Annotated in this window: 19 protein-coding genes; 5 read left to right on the top strand and 14 right to left on the bottom strand. The window is 62.8% G+C overall.

Translation table 11 applies throughout. From position 1 onward, the window contains the following. Positions 1-6: 6 nt before the first annotated feature. The 5 genes from ACQRBT_RS20805 to ACQRBT_RS20785 are packed head-to-tail and all read right to left on the bottom strand — an operon-like array spanning position 7 to position 6,359. On the bottom strand, positions 7-3,078 hold the full coding sequence (locus ACQRBT_RS20805) for an error-prone DNA polymerase (RefSeq protein WP_412047339.1): 3,072 nt from the start codon (positions 3,076-3,078) through the stop codon (positions 7-9). Further along, complete coding sequence (locus ACQRBT_RS20800; RefSeq protein WP_412047338.1) at positions 3,075-4,487, bottom strand: Y-family DNA polymerase; 1,413 nt, start codon at positions 4,485-4,487, stop codon at positions 3,075-3,077. The genes ACQRBT_RS20805 and ACQRBT_RS20800 overlap by 4 nt, the downstream gene beginning before the upstream one ends. A 7-nt stretch (positions 4,488-4,494) precedes the next feature. Next, a complete protein-coding gene (imuA, locus tag ACQRBT_RS20795) occupies positions 4,495-5,109 on the bottom strand; it encodes a translesion DNA synthesis-associated protein ImuA (RefSeq protein ID WP_060752535.1) in 615 nt (204 codons plus the stop codon). After that, positions 5,109-5,726, bottom strand: a complete 618-nt coding sequence (gene lexA / locus ACQRBT_RS20790; RefSeq protein WP_412047337.1) for a transcriptional repressor LexA — start codon at positions 5,724-5,726, stop codon at positions 5,109-5,111. The genes imuA and lexA overlap by 1 nt, the downstream gene beginning before the upstream one ends. A gap of 45 nt (positions 5,727-5,771) precedes the next feature. Beyond that, positions 5,772-6,359 carry an NUDIX domain-containing protein gene (locus ACQRBT_RS20785; RefSeq protein ID WP_060752533.1) on the bottom strand — a complete coding sequence of 196 codons (588 nt, stop codon included), beginning with the start codon at positions 6,357-6,359 and terminating at the stop codon, positions 5,772-5,774. Positions 6,360-6,552: 193 nt separating this feature from the next. Between ACQRBT_RS20785 and ACQRBT_RS20780 the strand changes: the two genes are divergently transcribed. Next, positions 6,553-7,479: an alpha/beta hydrolase gene (locus tag ACQRBT_RS20780; protein WP_412047336.1), complete on the top strand. Its 927-nt coding sequence runs from the start codon at positions 6,553-6,555 to the stop codon at positions 7,477-7,479. 192 nt (positions 7,480-7,671) lie between these two features. On the opposite strand, the gene ACQRBT_RS20775 is transcribed toward ACQRBT_RS20780, so the two are convergent. Beyond that, a complete protein-coding gene (locus tag ACQRBT_RS20775) occupies positions 7,672-8,832 on the bottom strand; it encodes an alpha-hydroxy acid oxidase (protein WP_090370517.1) in 1,161 nt (386 codons plus the stop codon). A 121-nt stretch (positions 8,833-8,953) separates the two neighbouring features. On the opposite strand from ACQRBT_RS20775, the gene ACQRBT_RS20770 reads away from it, so the two are divergent. Next, the gene (locus tag ACQRBT_RS20770) at positions 8,954-9,739 is read left to right on the top strand and encodes a DeoR/GlpR family DNA-binding transcription regulator (RefSeq protein WP_412047335.1); all 786 of its coding nucleotides are present in this window, start codon (positions 8,954-8,956) and stop codon (positions 9,737-9,739) included. Here the strand turns inward: ACQRBT_RS20770 and ACQRBT_RS20765 are convergent. The 3 genes from ACQRBT_RS20765 to ACQRBT_RS20755 are packed head-to-tail and all read right to left on the bottom strand — an operon-like array spanning position 9,704 to position 11,075. Then, on the bottom strand, positions 9,704-10,432 hold the full coding sequence (locus ACQRBT_RS20765) for a DUF72 domain-containing protein (protein WP_412047334.1): 729 nt from the start codon (positions 10,430-10,432) through the stop codon (positions 9,704-9,706). The genes ACQRBT_RS20770 and ACQRBT_RS20765 overlap by 36 nt on opposite strands. Beyond that, the gene (locus tag ACQRBT_RS20760; protein ID WP_060752528.1) at positions 10,429-10,860 is read right to left on the bottom strand and encodes a hypothetical protein; all 432 of its coding nucleotides are present in this window, start codon (positions 10,858-10,860) and stop codon (positions 10,429-10,431) included. Before ACQRBT_RS20760 ends, ACQRBT_RS20765 begins: the two co-directional genes overlap by 4 nt. Positions 10,861-10,862: 2 nt before the next feature. After that, positions 10,863-11,075, bottom strand: coding sequence for a hypothetical protein (locus ACQRBT_RS20755; RefSeq protein WP_060752527.1), 213 nt, complete (start codon positions 11,073-11,075; stop codon positions 10,863-10,865). A gap of 203 nt (positions 11,076-11,278) precedes the next feature. Between ACQRBT_RS20755 and ACQRBT_RS20750 the strand changes: the two genes are divergently transcribed. Next, complete coding sequence (locus ACQRBT_RS20750; RefSeq protein WP_060752526.1) at positions 11,279-11,839, top strand: type 1 glutamine amidotransferase domain-containing protein; 561 nt, start codon at positions 11,279-11,281, stop codon at positions 11,837-11,839. 60 nt (positions 11,840-11,899) lie between these two features. On the opposite strand, the gene ACQRBT_RS20745 is transcribed toward ACQRBT_RS20750, so the two are convergent. The 3 genes from ACQRBT_RS20745 to ACQRBT_RS20735 all read right to left on the bottom strand — a co-directional run bounded on the left by ACQRBT_RS20745 (position 11,900) and on the right by ACQRBT_RS20735 (position 13,204). Next, entirely contained in the window at positions 11,900-12,106 is a 207-nt protein-coding gene (locus ACQRBT_RS20745) for a PLD nuclease N-terminal domain-containing protein (RefSeq protein ID WP_060752525.1), read from the bottom strand. A gap of 91 nt (positions 12,107-12,197) precedes the next feature. Beyond that, a complete protein-coding gene (locus ACQRBT_RS20740; protein WP_244699416.1) occupies positions 12,198-12,758 on the bottom strand; it encodes a putative natural product biosynthesis protein in 561 nt (186 codons plus the stop codon). 62 nt (positions 12,759-12,820) lie between these two features. Then, entirely contained in the window at positions 12,821-13,204 is a 384-nt protein-coding gene (locus tag ACQRBT_RS20735; protein ID WP_060752523.1) for a DUF2946 domain-containing protein, read from the bottom strand. 191 nt (positions 13,205-13,395) lie between these two features. Here ACQRBT_RS20735 and ACQRBT_RS20730 point away from each other — a divergent pair, with 191 nt between their 5' ends. Further along, on the top strand, positions 13,396-14,004 hold the full coding sequence (locus ACQRBT_RS20730) for an SCO family protein (protein WP_060752522.1): 609 nt from the start codon (positions 13,396-13,398) through the stop codon (positions 14,002-14,004). Then, entirely contained in the window at positions 14,004-14,471 is a 468-nt protein-coding gene (locus ACQRBT_RS20725) for a copper chaperone PCu(A)C (protein ID WP_060752521.1), read from the top strand. The genes ACQRBT_RS20730 and ACQRBT_RS20725 overlap by 1 nt, the downstream gene beginning before the upstream one ends. A 312-nt stretch (positions 14,472-14,783) precedes the next feature. Here ACQRBT_RS20725 and ACQRBT_RS20720 read toward each other — a convergent pair whose 3' ends face one another. Beyond that, complete coding sequence (locus ACQRBT_RS20720) at positions 14,784-15,113, bottom strand: DHCW motif cupin fold protein (protein WP_090370508.1); 330 nt, start codon at positions 15,111-15,113, stop codon at positions 14,784-14,786. A 136-nt stretch (positions 15,114-15,249) separates the two neighbouring features. Continuing rightward, positions 15,250-15,720, bottom strand: coding sequence for a GNAT family N-acetyltransferase (locus tag ACQRBT_RS20715; protein ID WP_244383299.1), 471 nt, complete (start codon positions 15,718-15,720; stop codon positions 15,250-15,252). Between the last annotated feature and the right edge of the window lie 130 nt (positions 15,721-15,850).

The raw sequence follows: 15,850 nt of genomic DNA, 5'->3' as shown, positions 1-15,850 counted from the left end.
CAGTCTTCAGTGAAAATCCCGGCTGCGCACATGGATCCCTTCCAGCAGCGGCGTCAGGTCGGTCAAACGTCCGGCAATCAGGTGTCGCACGTCGCCCACCGCCTCCCAGCGCCCATCCACCTTGAGCAGCCGAGAGCCCACCAGCGCCTGGCGCTGACGCTCGGCCAAGTCACGCCAGACCACCACGTTGAGGTTACCGAACTCATCCTCCAGGGTGACGAAGGTCACGCCACTGGCCGTGCCGGGCCGCTGCCGCCCCGTAACCAGCCCGGCAATGCTCACGTTACGACCATGCTCGACCGCCAGGAGTTCATGGGAGCTGCGGCAGCGTCGCTTGCGCAATTCTTCACGCAACAGCGCCAACGGGTGCGGGCCAAGGGTGGTACCAACGGTGGCGTAATCAGCGTGCAGGTCTTCGCCGACCGAAGGCGCCGGCAACTCCACCACCGCTTCGTCGGGGCTGGGCAGGCCGGCGAACAGGCCCAGTTGCTGCTGCACGCCCGCCACCTCCCAGCGCGCTTTGTGCCGATGCCCGGCCAACGCCCGCAAGGCCCCGGCATCCGCCAGCAAGGCCTGGGCCCGCGCATCCAGCCCGGCGCGTGCGCCCAGGTCGGCAATGTCGCTGAATGCCTGGTGTTGGCGAGCGGCCTCGATACGTCGTGCGTCCTCCTCGCGAAACCCCGCGATCATGCGCAAGCCCATGCGGATTGCCGGTTGCGCGCCGTCGATAGGTTCCAGGCTGCAATCCCAGTCGCTGGCCTGCACCTCCACCGGGCGAATCTGTAACCGATGGCGCCGGGCATCCTGCAGGATCTGGTCCGGGCTGTAGAAACCCATGGGCCAACTGTTGATGAGCGCACAGGCGAAGGCCGCCGGCTCATGGCATTTGAGCCAGCAACTGGCATAGGTCAGCAAGGCGAAACTGGCCGCGTGGGACTCGGGGAAACCATAGCTGCCAAAGCCCTTGATCTGCTCGAAAATCTGCGCGGCAAAGGCTTCGGTGTAGCCGTTCTTGAGCATGCCGTCGCGCAAGCGCTCCTGGTGCGGCTCCAGCCCGCCGTGGCGCTTCCAGGCAGCCATCGAACGGCGCAACTGGTCGGCCTCGCCGGGGCTGTAGTCGGCGGCGACCATGGCGATCTGCATCACCTGTTCCTGGAACAGCGGAATGCCCAGGGTGCGCTTCAACACCGTTTTCAATTGCGGCGACGGGTAAGTGGTGGCTTCTTCCTTGTTCCGACGACGCAGGTAAGGATGCACCATGCCGCCCTGGATCGGCCCCGGCCGCACAATCGCCACCTCAATCACCAGGTCATAGAAATTATTCGGCTTGAGCCTGGGCAGCATCGACATCTGCGCCCGCGATTCGATCTGGAACACGCCGATGGTGTCGGCCTTGCTGATCATCGCGTAGGTCGCCGGATCTTCCTTGGGGATGGTCGCCAAGGCCAGGTCACGGCCACGGTGGCGGCGCAACAGGTCGAAACAGCGGCGGATCGCACTGAGCATGCCCAGGGCCAGAATATCCACCTTGAGCAGGCCGACCGCATCGAGGTCGTCCTTGTCCCACTGGATGATGGTGCGCTCGGCCATGGCCGCGTTTTCCACCGGCACCAGGGTGTCCAGCGGGTACTCGGAAATCACGAAGCCGCCGGGGTGCTGCGACAGATGACGGGGAAAACCGATCAGTTGCCGGGTCAGCGTCAGCACGCGGCGCAGGATCGGGCTGTGCGGGTCAAAGCCGCTTTCACGCAAGCGTTCCAGGGGCGGAGCATCGTCACTCCAGCGCCCGCAACAGTCGGCCAGGGCGTTGATCTGGTCCGGCGGCAGCCCCAGGGCCTTGGCCACATCGCGTACCGCGCCGGCCGCGTGATAACAACTGACCACCGCCGTCAACGCCGCGCGGGTGCGGCCGTAGCGTTGGAACACGTACTGCAACACCTCCTCGCGGCGATCGTGCTCGAAGTCCACATCAATGTCCGGGGGCTCATTGCGCTCCTTGGACAGGAAGCGCTCGAACAGCATAGCCGTCAGGCTGGGGTCGATCTCGGTGATGCCCAAGGCAAAACACACGGCCGAGTTGGCCGCCGAACCCCGACCCTGGCACAGGATCGAACGGCTGCGGGCGAAGCGCACGATGTCGTGAACCGTGAGGAAATAGCTTTCATAACCCAGGGTGCCGATCACCTCCAGTTCCTTGTCGATCTGCTGCAAGGTCTTGCTATCAACGCCCTTTGGCCAGCGCCGGGCGATGCCTTCTTGCGTGACGGCACGCAGCCAGGACGTTGCATCATGCCCCTCGGGCACCAGCTCGCGTGGGTAGTGATAATGCAACTGGCCAAGGTCAAAGGTGCAACGGCGCGCAATGGCCTGGGTCTCGTCGAGCAACGCTTGCGGATACAGCGCAGCCAGGGCGCCGAGGTCACGCAAATGCCGCTCGCCATTGGGGTGCAGGCGCGTGCCGGCCTCGGCCACCGGCACGTGATGGCGGATAGCAGTCATGGTGTCTTGCAGGGCACGACGGCCGCGCACATGCATATGCACATCACCGCAGGCCACCGCCTTGATATTCAGGCTGGCGGCCAGCTGCAGGCGTTGCTCCAGATGACGCGCATCGTCCTGGCCGCAGTGCAGGTGTACCGCCAGCCACAGGCGTTCGGCGAAGGTGTGGCGCAGCCATTGGATCGACGCCTGGGTGTCGCTGTCTTCGGCCACCCACAATGCCAGCAGGCCCGGCAACGGTTGTTCAAAATCGGCTGGCAGCAGGCGATAACCGCCCTTTGCGGCACGCCGTCGGGCCAGGGTGATCAAGCGGCACAGGTGCTGGTAGCCATTCAGGTCTTCCACCAGCAGCACCAGTTTCGGGCCGTTTTCGATGCGCACTTCGCTGCCGATAATCAACGGCAACGCCACGGCCTTTGCCGCCTGCCAGGCCCGCACGATACCTGCCAGCGTGCATTCGTCGGTGATCGCCAGGGCGCTGTAGCCCTGGCCTTTGGCGCGCTCGAACAACTCCAGCGCACTGGAGGCGCCGCGCTGGAAACTGAAGTTGGACAGGCAATGCAGCTCGGCGTAACTCATGCAAACCAACCCTGCAACCACAACCCATCGGGTTCGCCGACGGTGCGGTAGGCCCAGCCTTGCTGGCCGGCACGGGTGCGGATCAGGTAATAGTCGCGACGGATATCCGCGCCGTCCCACCAGCCGGATTCGATGCGCTCCGGGCCCAAGAGGATCTGCACGCCCGGCTCGGCCAGCAGGGTCGGCTCGGCCAGCAACCAGCCGGGGCGGCGCACGTTGTCCAGGGGCTGGCACGGGTGTTTGGCCGCTGCCGCTTGCCAGGCGCATTCGGGGCGATGGTCGGCATGAAAACGCAGGCTCTGCACCGCGTCATCGCCAAGCCGCGCACGCAGGCGTTCGCGCAGTTGCTCCCAGGGCAAGGTCTGTTGCGGGCGGTCGTCGAACAGGTCCTGGCGCTGCGGCACGAATACGGGCAAGTCCTGGGCCAGCAGGCGCACGCCGCGTACCGGCGCGCTGACTTGCACCTGCTCCAGGCGCCCGCGGGCCAGTTCGAACAACATCGAAGGTTCCCGCTCGGCGCTGAGCAGGCCGACCTTGATCACGCTATCGGGTTGCTGGGCGTGTTCCAGGTGCAGGTCAAAGCGCTGCACACCACTGTCACGACCGCAGAGGAAGGCGGACAGGTCGCCGGTCAAACGGCGCAAGGGGAAGAGCAGCGCCTGGTGGGATTGCACGTCGAAATTCAATTCGATGCGTGCCTCGAACTGATCCGGCGGCTGATAGAACGCCAAAGCCAATGGCCGTTGCCCGGTGAGGGTATCCAGGTGCTTGAGCAAGCCCGCCTCGAAACGCCGCGCCAGGGTGTGCCGGGGCAACGCCTGCACCTGGGCCAGGGTGCGCAGGCCCATGCGGGACAACGCGATGGCGGCCTGCGGGTCGAGGCCGGCGCGGTCGATGGGCAGCGACGCCAGGGCCTGGCTCAAGGCGTCGTCAGTCACCGCCAGACCATCGTAGAGATTGGCCAATACCCGCGCCGCCGCCGGGTTGGGCGCGGCGACGATACGGTGGCGAAAACCTAACTCGTTCAGCTCCTGGCGCAAACGCGCTTCGAACTGCGGCCACGGCCCGAACAGGCCCAGGCTCGACTCGATCTCGAACAACAAGGCGCGTGGGTAGTGCAGGCTGACCTGGGAGCTGAAACAGTAGGCCCAGGCCGCGAGGAACTGCTGCCAACGCTCGATCTCGGCGGGGTCGTATTCGGCGCAGGCAAAGGACTTGGCCAGCGCATGGGCCGCCGTCAGCGATTGCCCGGGGCGCAGGCCCAAGGCACGGGCGGCAGCATTGACGGTCTGCAGCACGCGACGTTGCGGGGTACCGGCCAACAACGCGAGGGGTTGGTCCGGCTCGGGATGCACACGCTGCACGCCGTCCAGCGCCAATTGCGGAAAGACAATACACACCCAACGCATGGCAACCTCAGTGCCCCGCCAACGCGATGGGCGCCGGATGGGCCAACCCGCCCCGGCATTTGAGCACCCGCACTTGTGCAGGCGCTGCCTCAACCGCCAGGCGCAAAGCCGCAGGCGACGCATTGACCGCCTCGCTCAAGGCACGCCAGGCAAACGCCAGGGTCTGCCCGGTTTCCGCCGCCACCTGCAAGCGGCGCAGTGCTCGGTCATCGGCCTTGCGCGGCCAGCACAGCACCGCGCCGCAACTGCCGGAGCGCAGGCATTGCTCCACCGCCCACAACGCATCGCGCTCCTCGGCCCGGATCACCGACAGCTGGCGCACATCCACCCCGGCGTTCTGCCAGGCGTGGGGGTACGGCGTGTAAGGCGGCGCGACCAACACAATTCGCTCCCCCGCCGCCGACAAGCGCGCCAGGGTCGGCAGCACCAATTGCAATTCGCCGATGCCCTCTTTGGCCATCAGGATTTCGCTCAAGGCCGACTCCGGCCAGCCGCCCGTTGGCAACACCGCATCCAGCCTCGCCAACCCCGTGGGGTGCACGCTGGCCGGTGGTGCAACGGGCCGGCCCTTCCACACGCGCCCACCATTGAACAGCGCGTCCAGGGCAACCACGGCGCCCATCAGCCTTGCCTCACCAGGCCACAGAACACCCCTTCAATGGCCAGGTCCTGGTCGGGCCCGACCACGATGGGTTGATAGGCGGGGTTGCGCGGCAGCAGGCGCACGCGCTCGCCATTGCGCTCGAAACGCTTGATGGTGACTTCGCCATCCAGCCGCGCCACGACGATTTGCCCGTTCAATGCTTCGGCACTGCGGCGCACGCCCACCAGGTCGCCGTCGAGGATGCCGTCCTCGATCATCGAGTCGCCCTGCACCCGCAATAGATAATCCGGGGTTTTCGTGAAGGTGGCAGGGTCCAGTTGCAGGCGGCTGTGCACTTCGGCGTCGGCGCCGATGGGCCGGCCCGCAGCCACTCGGCCGAGCACCGGCACATCCAGCCATTCGGGGCGTGCCGGTTGGTTGAGCAGGCGAATGCCCCGCGCCTGGTTGGCGTTGACCTCGATGAACCCGGCTTCAGTCAGGGCTACCACGTGCTTGCGCGCGACGCTGCGCGAGGCGAAGCCGAACGCCTCGGCGATCTCGGCGAGGCTGGGGGGCTGACCTTGCTGCGCGATACGGTCGCGGATAAAAGTCAGGATGGCGGTACGGCGGGGAGTGAGAGTCGTCATGGAGTACATTTGTACTCCTCTGGGAAATTTCTGACAATAACCGCCAGTCGGGGCTCACCAGCCGTCTTTCAACATCCGCAGTTCCAGATACTGCAGCAGCATGATCGTCTTGCCATCCACAATCTCGCCGTTCTGTACCATCGCCAGCGCCTGCTCGAACCCCAGCTCCAGCACTTCGATATCCTCGCCCTCCTCCTCCAGGCCGCCCCCCGTACCGACCTGATCCGTCGGTTGGTACTCGCCGATAAAGAAGTGAATGCGCTCAGTCACCGAACCCGGGCTCATGAACGCCGAGTAGATTTTCTCCACGTGGCCGACGCGATAGCCGGTCTCTTCTTCGGCTTCCAGGCGAATGCGTTCTTCGGGGCTGGCGTTGTCGAGCAAGCCGGCCGCCGCTTCGATCAGATAGCCGTGGTAGTCGTTGACGAAGGTGGGCATGCGGAACTGGCGGATCAGCAACACCGTACGCTGCGCACGGTTGTACAGCAGGATGGTCGCGCCATTGCCGCGGTCGTACACCTCACGGGTCTGGGCTTGCCAGCTGCCGTCCTGGCGGCGCAAGTCGAAGCTGTATTTTTTCAACAGGTACCAGTTTTTCGAGAGGGTTTCTTCGGCGGTGATGCGAACGGGGCTGTTGTCCATGGTTGGGCCTCTGTACGTGGGAGGGCGAGCATGTTCCCGGGCGCCGGCCAGCGTCAAGTTGGCAGGTGCGCTCGAGTTCAACGGAGGCGATGTAACACTTTGCAAGCAATGCCCACTCACGACTGTCGAATTAATTCCTTACCCGATGTGCCATCTGGTAAAACCCCTGCTTTGTTTTTGTCCTGGAATCTTCATGTCCTCTCGTTTTCTGTCTCGCCTCGGCCTGCGCTGGTTTCCCCTGCTGTGCATGGCGCTGCTGATCATCGGCCTGCCCGTGGGGTGTGCCGTGCTGCAACACAAAGAACGTGAGCTGGTGTTTCGCATCGAACCGGGCACCGCCGGCTGGTATACCGGGCTGCCCAAAGCGGTACAGGAATTCGACCTCAAGCCGGCCAGTTTCAAGTCGGGCCAGAACATTCACGGCTGGTGGTACCCGGCAGACAAGAAGGACGCCCCGGCGATCCTCTACCTGCACGGCGTGCGCTGGAACCTCACCGGCCAGCTGTTTCGCATCGAGCAATTGCACGCCTTGGGGTATTCGGTGCTGGCCATCGACTATCGTGGCTTCGGCCAGAGCCAGGGTGATCTGCCGTCGGAAACCAGTGTCTACGCAGACGCGCGTATCGCCTGGGAACGCTTCAAGGTGCTGCAACCCGACCCGAACAAGCGCCTGATCTACGGGCACTCCCTGGGCGGCGCGGTGGCGATCGACCTGGCGGCCGAACTGAGCCGGCAAACGCCGATCCCCGTGCGCGGCCTGGTGATCGAATCCACTTTCACGTCGCTGGGGGACGCAGCGACCGCCGTGGCCAACACCTCGCTGCCGGTGCGCTGGTTGCTCTCGCAGAAGTTCGACTCCATCGACAAGATCGCTGATGTGCACATGCCGCTGCTGGTGGTCCACGGCTTGGCCGACCAGTACGTGCCGCCGCGTTTCAGCCAGCAATTATTCGACGCCGCCCAGCAGCCCAAGCGACTGCTGCTGGTGCCCGGTGCCACCCACAACAACAGCATGAGCCTGGCCGGTCGCAGTTATGGCCAGGCGCTGGACAGGTTGATGCAAGCGAAGGCGCCATCCCAGGTGGTCACACACTCCACAGCAGCCAACGGCGACTCCTGAACACGCATTTCGGCACTGAGTTCGCGCTTGCGTGTCAAGCGCAAACCCTGCCCATGCTGGCCCTCGCCGGCAGTTGATCAAATATTAACCGCAGGTTAAATCGCCAACCCAGCCGGGTCTTCGCAAAGTTATCCACAGAGATACCCACGGTTTTCGTGGACAACTCTTTTTACTTTTTTACGATTTTTTTGCTCAGCAATTCCCTTCAGGCAAGGTTCCCGGCAGCAAAATCTCGCGATTCACATCGCGTATATCGTTATAGCCGCACAGCGCCATCGACACGTCCAACTCGCGGGCGATGATGTCGAGAGCCTTGGTCACGCCCGCCTCCCCCATCGCGCCCAGACCGTACAGATGGGGGCGGCCGATCATCGTGCCCCTGGCCCCCAGCGCGACCGCCTTGAGCACATCCTGGCCGCTGCGGATACCGCCATCGAGCCACACTTCAATGCGCTGGCCTACCGCGTCGACAATCGCCGGCAATTGGCTGATGCTCGACGGCGCCCCATCAAGTTGACGGCCACCGTGGTTACTCACCACCAGTGCATCGGCACCGGCGTCTGCCGCCAGGCGCGCATCGTCCACATCGAGAATGCCCTTGATGATCAGCTTGCCGCCCCAGCATTGTTTGATCCACTCCACATCGTCCCAGCTCAGGCGCGGGTCGAATTGCTGGGCGGTCCATGACGAAAGCGAACTCATGTCGGCCACGCCTTTCACGTGGCCGACGATATTGCCGAACCCACGGCGCCTGGTACCGAGCATGCCCATCACCCAACGTGGCTTGGTCGCCATGTTGAGGATATTCGGCAGGGTCAATCGCGGCGGTGCCGACAGGCCGTTGATCAAGTCCTTATGGCGCTGCCCGAGGATCTGCAAGTCGAGTGTGAGCACCAGCGCATCCACGCCGGCAGCCTTGGCGCGCTCGATCAACTGCTCGATAAACCCGCGATCACGCATCACATAGAGCTGGAACCAGAACGGCTGGCCGACATGCTCGGCAATGTCCTCCAGTGAACAGATGCTCATGGTCGACAGGGTGTAGCGCAGGCCGAATGCGGCGGCGGCGCGGGCGGTAAGAATTTCGCCGTCGGCGTGCTGCATGCCCGCCAGGCCCGTCGGCGCCAGGGCCACCGGCATGGCCATGTCCTGGCCGATCATCGTAGTGCGGATCGAGCGCTGGTCGATATTGCGCGCCACGCGCTGGCGGAATTTGATCCGGGCGAAATCGCTTTCGTTGGCCCGGTAGGTGCTTTCAGTCCAGGAGCCGGAATCGGCGTAATCGTAGAACATCCGTGGGACACGTTTTTGCGCCAGCTTGCGTAAGTCTTCGATGGTTGTGATCAACGTCATCTAGGTCACCTCTCCCTGAACCGAGCACGAAGAGTAACCGTCCAGCGGTTGCGCAACCAGCCATTGCGTTTATAGCATCAGGCGGATAATGTCGCACAAACCAGCAAAAAGACGCACAAACATGCATAACACTCATCAAGCCACTGACCTGCCTTCCTTGCGCAAACAGAAGATCCTGTTGCTGCTGGAGCGCGACGGAAAAGTCACCGCAGCGGAGCTGGTGGAGCATTTTGCCGTATCCCAAGACACCATCCGCCGCGACCTCGGCGAACTGGCCGCCGCCGGTTTGTTACAGCGCGTACACGGTGGCGCCCTGCCCCGGCCCAAGGACACCGGCAAAGACTTCTTTACCCGGGTCGGCGAGACCAACGAGGCCAAGCGTCAGCTCGCCCAATTAGCGGCGCAGCGCGTGGAGGACGGCCAGATCGTGCTGTTCGATTCCGGTTCGACCACCCTGCGCATTGCCCAATCGCTGCCGCGCTCGATTCACCTGACGGTGGTCACGCCCTCACCGATGATCGCCATCGCCCTGGCCGACCATCCCCATGTGAAAATGATCCTGGCCGGCGGCCAGCTCAACCCGGCCACCCTTTCCACCGGCGGCCACGATGCCGTGCGCCTGATCCAGAGTATCAAGGCAGACCTATTGTTCACGGGCGTGTGCGCCCTGCACCCGCAAGTGGGCATCACCTCGTTGCACTTCGATGAAGTGGTGGTCAAACAGGCCTTGCTCGACAGCGCCTCCCACGTGGTCGCAGTGACCATGGCGGACAAGCTCGGCGCGGTGGAGCCCTTTGTCGTAGCGCCCTGCAACCGTCTTCACACGCTGATTACCGAGTGGCATGTGCCGAGTGTCGAAGCCTATGAACAGCTAGGTCTGGAAGTGGTTCGGGTAGAGGTCGAGTAGGCACAAGGCATCGGCCGTCGCATGGCCACTGGCGGTGTTATCGAAAATGCACCACGTGGGCACGCCCGCCGCTACCGATAGGTCGAGCTGTTGCCCGAACGCCTTCACGCGTTCGGGCCCATAGGCACTGTAATAGATGCGCTCAGCGCCGTGCAGGCGCCAATACTGCACGCCTGGCCAACCGGTGCTCATCTGGATGACAACCGGGTCGGCGATCACCCGGCCGATGTGCAGGTCCATCAGCAGCGACTCGGCCTCTCGCCAGCTGGGATGACGCGGCTCCAGCACCACGGCGCCGGCAAAACGTTGGCGCAATGCCATGAACCAATTCGACGCCACGGCCGGGTCATAGCTCAGTGAGGGCGGTAACTGCACCAGCAGGCAACCGAGCTTTTCACCCAGGTGCAGACACTGTTCCAGAAACTCATCCAGTGCCGTGTCACAACGCTGCAAACGCAGTTCATGGGTGATGCGCTTGGGCACCTTGACCGAAAAGCGAAAGCTTGCCGGCACCGATAGTGCCCAGCGCTCGTAGGTCTTGGGCTGGTGCGCACGATAAAACGAACTGTTGATCTCCACTGCATTGAAGCGCGACGCATAACGTTGCAAATGCGTGCCCTCGTCGGCAAATGCCGGCCAGTGCTCACGGGGCAAACTCCACCCCGCACAGCCTAGATACAACGGTGCGGTCAAAACAGCACCTTGGCCGCATCGCGCATGAAGATTTCGATCGTCTTGGGGCCAACCCCCTCGAACTCACCCAGGCGTTTCTCGAACCCCGGACGGTCGCCACTGGCGTCGCGTATCTGCGTGATCTTGCCGGCATACTCGGCGTTCAACTTGGCGCTAAGGTCCAACAGCCGTTGCGCGGTGGTTTCGTCATAGCGCACGTAGTGGGCACGCCCCAACATCCTGACCAGTTCGCCAGCAGTGCAGTGCTGCAACTTGCGCGCAGTATCACGCCCCTCTTGCTCGACGATCACGCGGTACGCCTGCGCGGCAATCGGCGCCTGGATTCGCTTGCCCATCAGAAAGCTGGCAATAAACCATTTGAACAGGCTGGCGTCGTCTTCGGGCGCCAGTTCGATACCCAGTTCGGAAGCGGTGATCGACTTGGCCATGATCACTGGTCCAGCCGGCGCTCAGCCTTGTCGGCCTGCCGGTTGATCGCTTCGGCCTGGCGCTCGGTGTCCTTGATCGAGGTGGGCGTGAGCACCTTGTCGATGGTTTCGGTCTTCGGGTTCGGATGCTCCAGCGTGCGGCCTTTGACGGGTTTTTCCGCGCCCTTCTGCGCTTGCTCGGAACTGATCGGATCAGGGGTTTTATCGGCAGTCATGCTCGGTCTCCAGGCTTTTTTTAATGCTCGCAATAAAGGCGAGCCCTTATGCAGCAGAGCCCGCCCCCTTTCGATAGTTCAAGGAAACTGCCCCGTACAACCGTCCAGCCCATCAACCCAAATTAATTTAAACCTTTAGCCCCTGGCCTTGATCAACTCTCCCATATCCACCCATAAACCCAGCCATCAGGAGACTCTCGATCATGAGCTCACCCCTTAGCGGCAAGAAGATTCTGGTCATCACCTCCAACACCGGTATCGAGCGCGATGAACTGCTCAAGCCCCTGGAGGCATTGCGCGGCTACGGCGCGACCGTGACCCACGGTTCCAGCAAGGGCGGCACCACGCAGACGTTCGTCGGCGATACAGAGAAAGACAAAACCGTAGAGTCCGACGTGGCGCTGTCGGATGTGTTGAGCAGCGATTTCGATGCCCTGGTCATCCCGGGTGGCACCGTCAATGCCGACACCCTGCGCCAGGACGCCGGTGCGTTGAAGTTGATCAACGATTTCGTCAAGGCCGGCAAGACCGTGGCAGCGATTTGCCATGGGCCGTGGACGTTGATCGACGCCGGCGTGATCCAGGGCAAGACGCTGACCTCGTATAAAAGCGTGCGCATCGACCTGGAAAATGCCGGAGCTGCGGGCTGGGTCGACGCCGAGGTCAAGGCATGCAAGGCCAATGGCTGGACCTTGATCACCTCGCGCACACCCGATGACCTGCCCGCGTTCAATGACGCGATTGCCAAGGCGATTGCTGGATAACGCCGAACCCTTGAATGAAAACAGGCGCCTCAAGGGCGCCTGTTCTGCTTCAGCTTCACGTTAGCTTCTACGTTGCTCAGGCATCTCGCGTTTAGGCCCGAACATCGCCCAGGCGATCAGCCCGAACAGCGGCACAAAGATCAAGATCACCAACCAGAAACCCTTGCTTTCCCAGCCCCCGGTACTGCGCAATACGGTACTGATCGCCCACAACTCCACCAGCACCAGAACCACGGCCAGGCCGATCCAGATGTATTCAGTTTGCATGCTTCACCTCCTAGGTCGTATGCGTTAGGTCAAGCCGATGCGCCAAGGGTTCATTAAAATTGCGCAGCCATCGCAGCGCGATGCTGACTGCTCAAGGCACCGGCAACCAGCCGCTGAACTCACCCCGTGCGTTCAGCGGGCTCCAGGCGAAGTCCAAGGTAGAAGCGGGTAATGCCTGCTGTTGCGCGCCGCTGATCGGCGGGCCTTTCCAATCGAAGAGAGTGGCGCCTTGCCAGGCCAGGACCAGACCCCGGGCCTGGCTGGTGTCTAGGCTGATCCAGCACGCCGCCGCAGCCGCCATGAACGCCTCGATCGGCTCCTCATTGATTTGCGCACGGTACGGGGAGCCCAGCAGCCAGCGCGCCACATTCAGGTGGTAGGTCCAATCCAGTGGCGGCTGCTTGCGATAGGCCCAGGTCATGAAGCTGCGGAACAGGTTCAAGCCCTCGGGCGGGTCGAGTTTGAGCAGCGTCGGGCAGATGTCGAACAAGCTGTGCCAATGAGGCAGCAGGCGTGCATCCAGGTGCACGAAGCAACGGGAATTACTCGGGTAGTGCGCCAACAACGGTTCCGTACGCAGGGGTTGCGCAAGCGGGCGACGGGACGCCTTGCTGACCAGGCGACTGGCGCCTGCAGGCAATAGAGAGGTCATCAAATGGACTCACAGTCGTGACGATAGAACGCCTCCTGATCACAGGAAGCCCAAGGCACACGTCAGGCTGCGGGAGAAGCGCGGGGGTTGGCCGAGGGCCAGGAATAACGCGGCGGCGCCTTGTTGCGCCGCTCATGGGCCGGGCCCGGGGTTTGCTGAAGGCTCAGCAGCCAGGCCAGGCCGATAAGAAACACGATGGCCACGGTGACCGCGTTGCACACCGGGCAGGCAAAGTAGTTCGAGATGTTGCTGGACGACGGAGTGCCCAACCCTTTATCGGAAAGTGGCGCCTGGCTACCGTCCACCGAACAGAACGCGCCGCCGATACCGTTGAGCTGCTGGCCCAGCATCTGCCCATGGCCCAAACCGCACACGAACACGTTCATCAGCACGCAGAAGTACAGGGTCCAGGCGATCAGCGAACGGTCGGGATGGCTCAGTTTCATGGCGGCGACTCTACCACCGAAGCCGTAAAAGGATGAAGCGCGACGCGCCCCTGTGGCAGAACGTCGCAGATTACGCAGGCAGGCCTGGGTTGGTAGACTGTGCGCCCTCCTCGTTTCTACGTTTCAACGCCTTTTCAAAGCCTGATGTGTAGATCCAGAGCCATGCAGGCGCTTCACAGGATGCACAGTTGATGAGTACGTTATTCACCCGCCGCAAAGTGCTGACCGGTATGGGCCTGTTGGGCCTGGGCAGCCTGCTGGGCGGCTGTGACTACAGCCCCAAGCTGAACTTCAAGTACGGCAAGGACCTCAGTGACAAGATCATGGGCCGCACCTTCAAGCTCAAGAACACCGACGGCGAAACCGTCACCCTGAGCTCGTTCCGTGGCCTGATGCCGGTGGTGTTCTTCGGTTTCACCCAGTGCCCGGCCGTATGCCCCACCACTCTGGCGCGTGCCGCCCAGGCCAAGAAGCTGATGGGCCGCGACGGCGAGATCATGCAGGTGGTGTTCATCACCCTTGACCCCGAGCGTGACACACCGCAACTGCTCGACCGCTACGTGAAAGCCTTCGACCCCAGCTTCGAAGCGCTGTACGGCACCCCGGAAGAAATCGCCGTGGCCGCCAAGGAATTCGGGATCTTCTATGAAAAGATCCCGGCCGGGGACACCTACACGCTGTCCCACACTTCGACCAGTTTCGTCTTCGACACCCGCGGCAACCTGCGCCTGGGCCTGTCGGCATCCCTTACCGCTAAAGAGTGCGCAGAAGACCTGCTCACCGTCATGGAGGTCTGCTAATGACTGCCGTTCAACACCTCAAACGCGTTGCCTTCGGCCTGACCCTGCTGGGCCTTGCCGCCCACGCCAGCGCCCAGGTACAAGTCAGCGATGCCTGGGTGCGTGCCACAGTGCCGGGCCAGCCGTCCAGCGGCGCGTTCATGACCCTCACCGCCGACAGCGACAGCCAGTTGCTCAGCGTGGCGTCGCCGGTGGCCAAGGACGTACAGATCCATGAGATGAGCATGAAGGACGACGTGATGAAAATGGGCCCGGTAGACTCGGTCGCCCTGCCCGCCGGCAAAGCCGTCAAGCTCGACCCGGACGGCTACCACGTGATGCTGATGGGCCTCACCGGCCAGATCAAGGAAGGCGACCAGGTGCCGCTGACCCTGACCGTCAAGGACGCCAAGGGCGAGAAACAGTCCATCGAAGTGAAAGCAGCGGTCCGTGCCCTGAACGGCATGGACCACAGCAAGATGCACTGACTGTAGTGAGCGGGCTCGCCCTAATGCCAGTCAGTTAAGGATTAACGCGGTCACTGTGGGAGGGGGCTTGCTCCCGATGGACTGCGTAGCAGGCCCATTTTTGAGGCCGCTGCGCGGCCTATCGGGAGCAAGCCCCCTCCCACAATTTATTCATCACCCGCTTTATCGCTTAACTGACTGGCATTAGGGCTTGCCGCGCGCTGGGTGGCGCAGCCGCCCCAATAAGAACGCCACAGTATTTTCAGTGAAACCGAGGTGCCTGGGTTAGGGCCGCTTCGCAGCCCAGCGCGGGGCGAGCCCGCTCACTACAGATCAGTCGACGATGAAGAGTTTGGCGCCAATGGCCGTCGAGGAGCGATGGCCCTCCATGTCATTGCCCACCTGATAACTCATCCCGGCCGTCAGAATGAACCGGCGGCCATCTTCCAGCTCCGTGTGCAACTCGCCTTCAAGGCACAACAGCACATGCCCTCTCCAGCACCAATGATCCGCCAGGTAACCGGGCGTGTACTCCACCAGACGCACGCGGGTGGTGCCGAAATGGCAAGTACGCCATAAGGCATTGCCGGTAACGCCAGGATGGGTTGTGGGTTCGAGGGTGGCCCAATCCGTGGTGCCAAACGGGACAGCGGTAAGATCCATGGGACACTCGGTCGTCAGTTAGCGTGGCATGAAACTACCGGGCCGAGGCCGTTGGCGATAGACACAGATCCGACGGGTTTGCGGGATACAGGTGCCTTCGCTTGTCAGGCAAGCAAGTGCGGGGGTTCTGCAGGGTTCAAACCGCAGCCAGCCGCTTCACCATCGGCACACACGCCAGCGTCAGCCCCGACGGCGAGTGATAGACCGCCTGCTCCTCACCCACATATCCGTTGGCGCGATAGAAGCTTGCCGCGTTCAGCGTGGCGTCCAGCACCACTTCTTCAATCGCCAATGCCCGCGCCACGCTTTCCAGATGATCGAGCATTGCCTTGCCGTACCCGCGGCCGGTGAAGGCCGGCAGTACAAACAACGCGCCGACTTCATTGTTGGCAAGGTCGAGCATGCCGGTGGCGACAGGCTGACCGTTCACCCACCCCAGGTAAAACAGTTTTTCCATCAGGGCGTTGTAACCGTCGCTTGCGCAACCTCGGGTCCAGAGCGCCATTTGCTCAGCGCTGTAGGCACCGATGCATTGACCGCGAATGGCCTCGCGGCGAATCTCAAACGCGCGGTCAGCATCGTCTGGCGTGGCTCGTCTTATCTCCAACCGTACTGCCTCCTTCCATGACTTCAAATTGCCACTAGCCCATTTGTGCTAATCGACCCTGCCGGTCCCCGGCGCTATATTCCCCGGCACTTCCAACGCTCCGCCAACACCGTGCCTCCAGGGCGCGAGG

It is taken from the genome of Pseudomonas sp. R19M, assembly GCF_050312585.1.
Taxonomy (GTDB): Bacteria; Pseudomonadota; Gammaproteobacteria; order Pseudomonadales; family Pseudomonadaceae; genus Aquipseudomonas; species Aquipseudomonas palleroniana.
This window is presented reverse-complemented; position numbering and strand designations above follow the sequence as displayed.

What these genes read in the sequence shown, in the direction of transcription:
- ACQRBT_RS20805 (WP_412047339.1), bottom strand. Translation starts at nt 3,078, where the DNA reads ATGAGTTACGCCGAGCTGCATTGCCTGTCCAACTTCAGTTTCCAGCGC.
- ACQRBT_RS20750 (WP_060752526.1), top strand. Translation starts at nt 11,279, where the DNA reads ATGAGCTCACCCCTTAGCGGCAAGAAGATTCTGGTCATCACCTCCAAC.
- ACQRBT_RS20720 (WP_090370508.1), bottom strand. Translation starts at nt 15,113, where the DNA reads ATGGATCTTACCGCTGTCCCGTTTGGCACCACGGATTGGGCCACCCTC.
- ACQRBT_RS20785 (WP_060752533.1), bottom strand. Translation starts at nt 6,359, where the DNA reads ATGGACAACAGCCCCGTTCGCATCACCGCCGAAGAAACCCTCTCGAAA.
- ACQRBT_RS20755 (WP_060752527.1), bottom strand. Translation starts at nt 11,075, where the DNA reads ATGACTGCCGATAAAACCCCTGATCCGATCAGTTCCGAGCAAGCGCAG.
- ACQRBT_RS20725 (WP_060752521.1), top strand. Translation starts at nt 14,004, where the DNA reads ATGACTGCCGTTCAACACCTCAAACGCGTTGCCTTCGGCCTGACCCTG.
- imuA (WP_060752535.1), bottom strand. Translation starts at nt 5,109, where the DNA reads ATGGGCGCCGTGGTTGCCCTGGACGCGCTGTTCAATGGTGGGCGCGTG.
- ACQRBT_RS20780 (WP_412047336.1), top strand. Translation starts at nt 6,553, where the DNA reads ATGTCCTCTCGTTTTCTGTCTCGCCTCGGCCTGCGCTGGTTTCCCCTG.
- ACQRBT_RS20775 (WP_090370517.1), bottom strand. Translation starts at nt 8,832, where the DNA reads ATGACGTTGATCACAACCATCGAAGACTTACGCAAGCTGGCGCAAAAA.
- ACQRBT_RS20735 (WP_060752523.1), bottom strand. Translation starts at nt 13,204, where the DNA reads ATGAAACTGAGCCATCCCGACCGTTCGCTGATCGCCTGGACCCTGTAC.
- ACQRBT_RS20770 (WP_412047335.1), top strand. Translation starts at nt 8,954, where the DNA reads ATGCATAACACTCATCAAGCCACTGACCTGCCTTCCTTGCGCAAACAG.
- ACQRBT_RS20800 (WP_412047338.1), bottom strand. Translation starts at nt 4,487, where the DNA reads ATGCGTTGGGTGTGTATTGTCTTTCCGCAATTGGCGCTGGACGGCGTG.
- lexA (WP_412047337.1), bottom strand. Translation starts at nt 5,726, where the DNA reads ATGTACTCCATGACGACTCTCACTCCCCGCCGTACCGCCATCCTGACT.
- ACQRBT_RS20730 (WP_060752522.1), top strand. Translation starts at nt 13,396, where the DNA reads ATGAGTACGTTATTCACCCGCCGCAAAGTGCTGACCGGTATGGGCCTG.
- ACQRBT_RS20740 (WP_244699416.1), bottom strand. Translation starts at nt 12,758, where the DNA reads ATGACCTCTCTATTGCCTGCAGGCGCCAGTCGCCTGGTCAGCAAGGCG.
- ACQRBT_RS20760 (WP_060752528.1), bottom strand. Translation starts at nt 10,860, where the DNA reads ATGGCCAAGTCGATCACCGCTTCCGAACTGGGTATCGAACTGGCGCCC.
- ACQRBT_RS20745 (WP_060752525.1), bottom strand. Translation starts at nt 12,106, where the DNA reads ATGCAAACTGAATACATCTGGATCGGCCTGGCCGTGGTTCTGGTGCTG.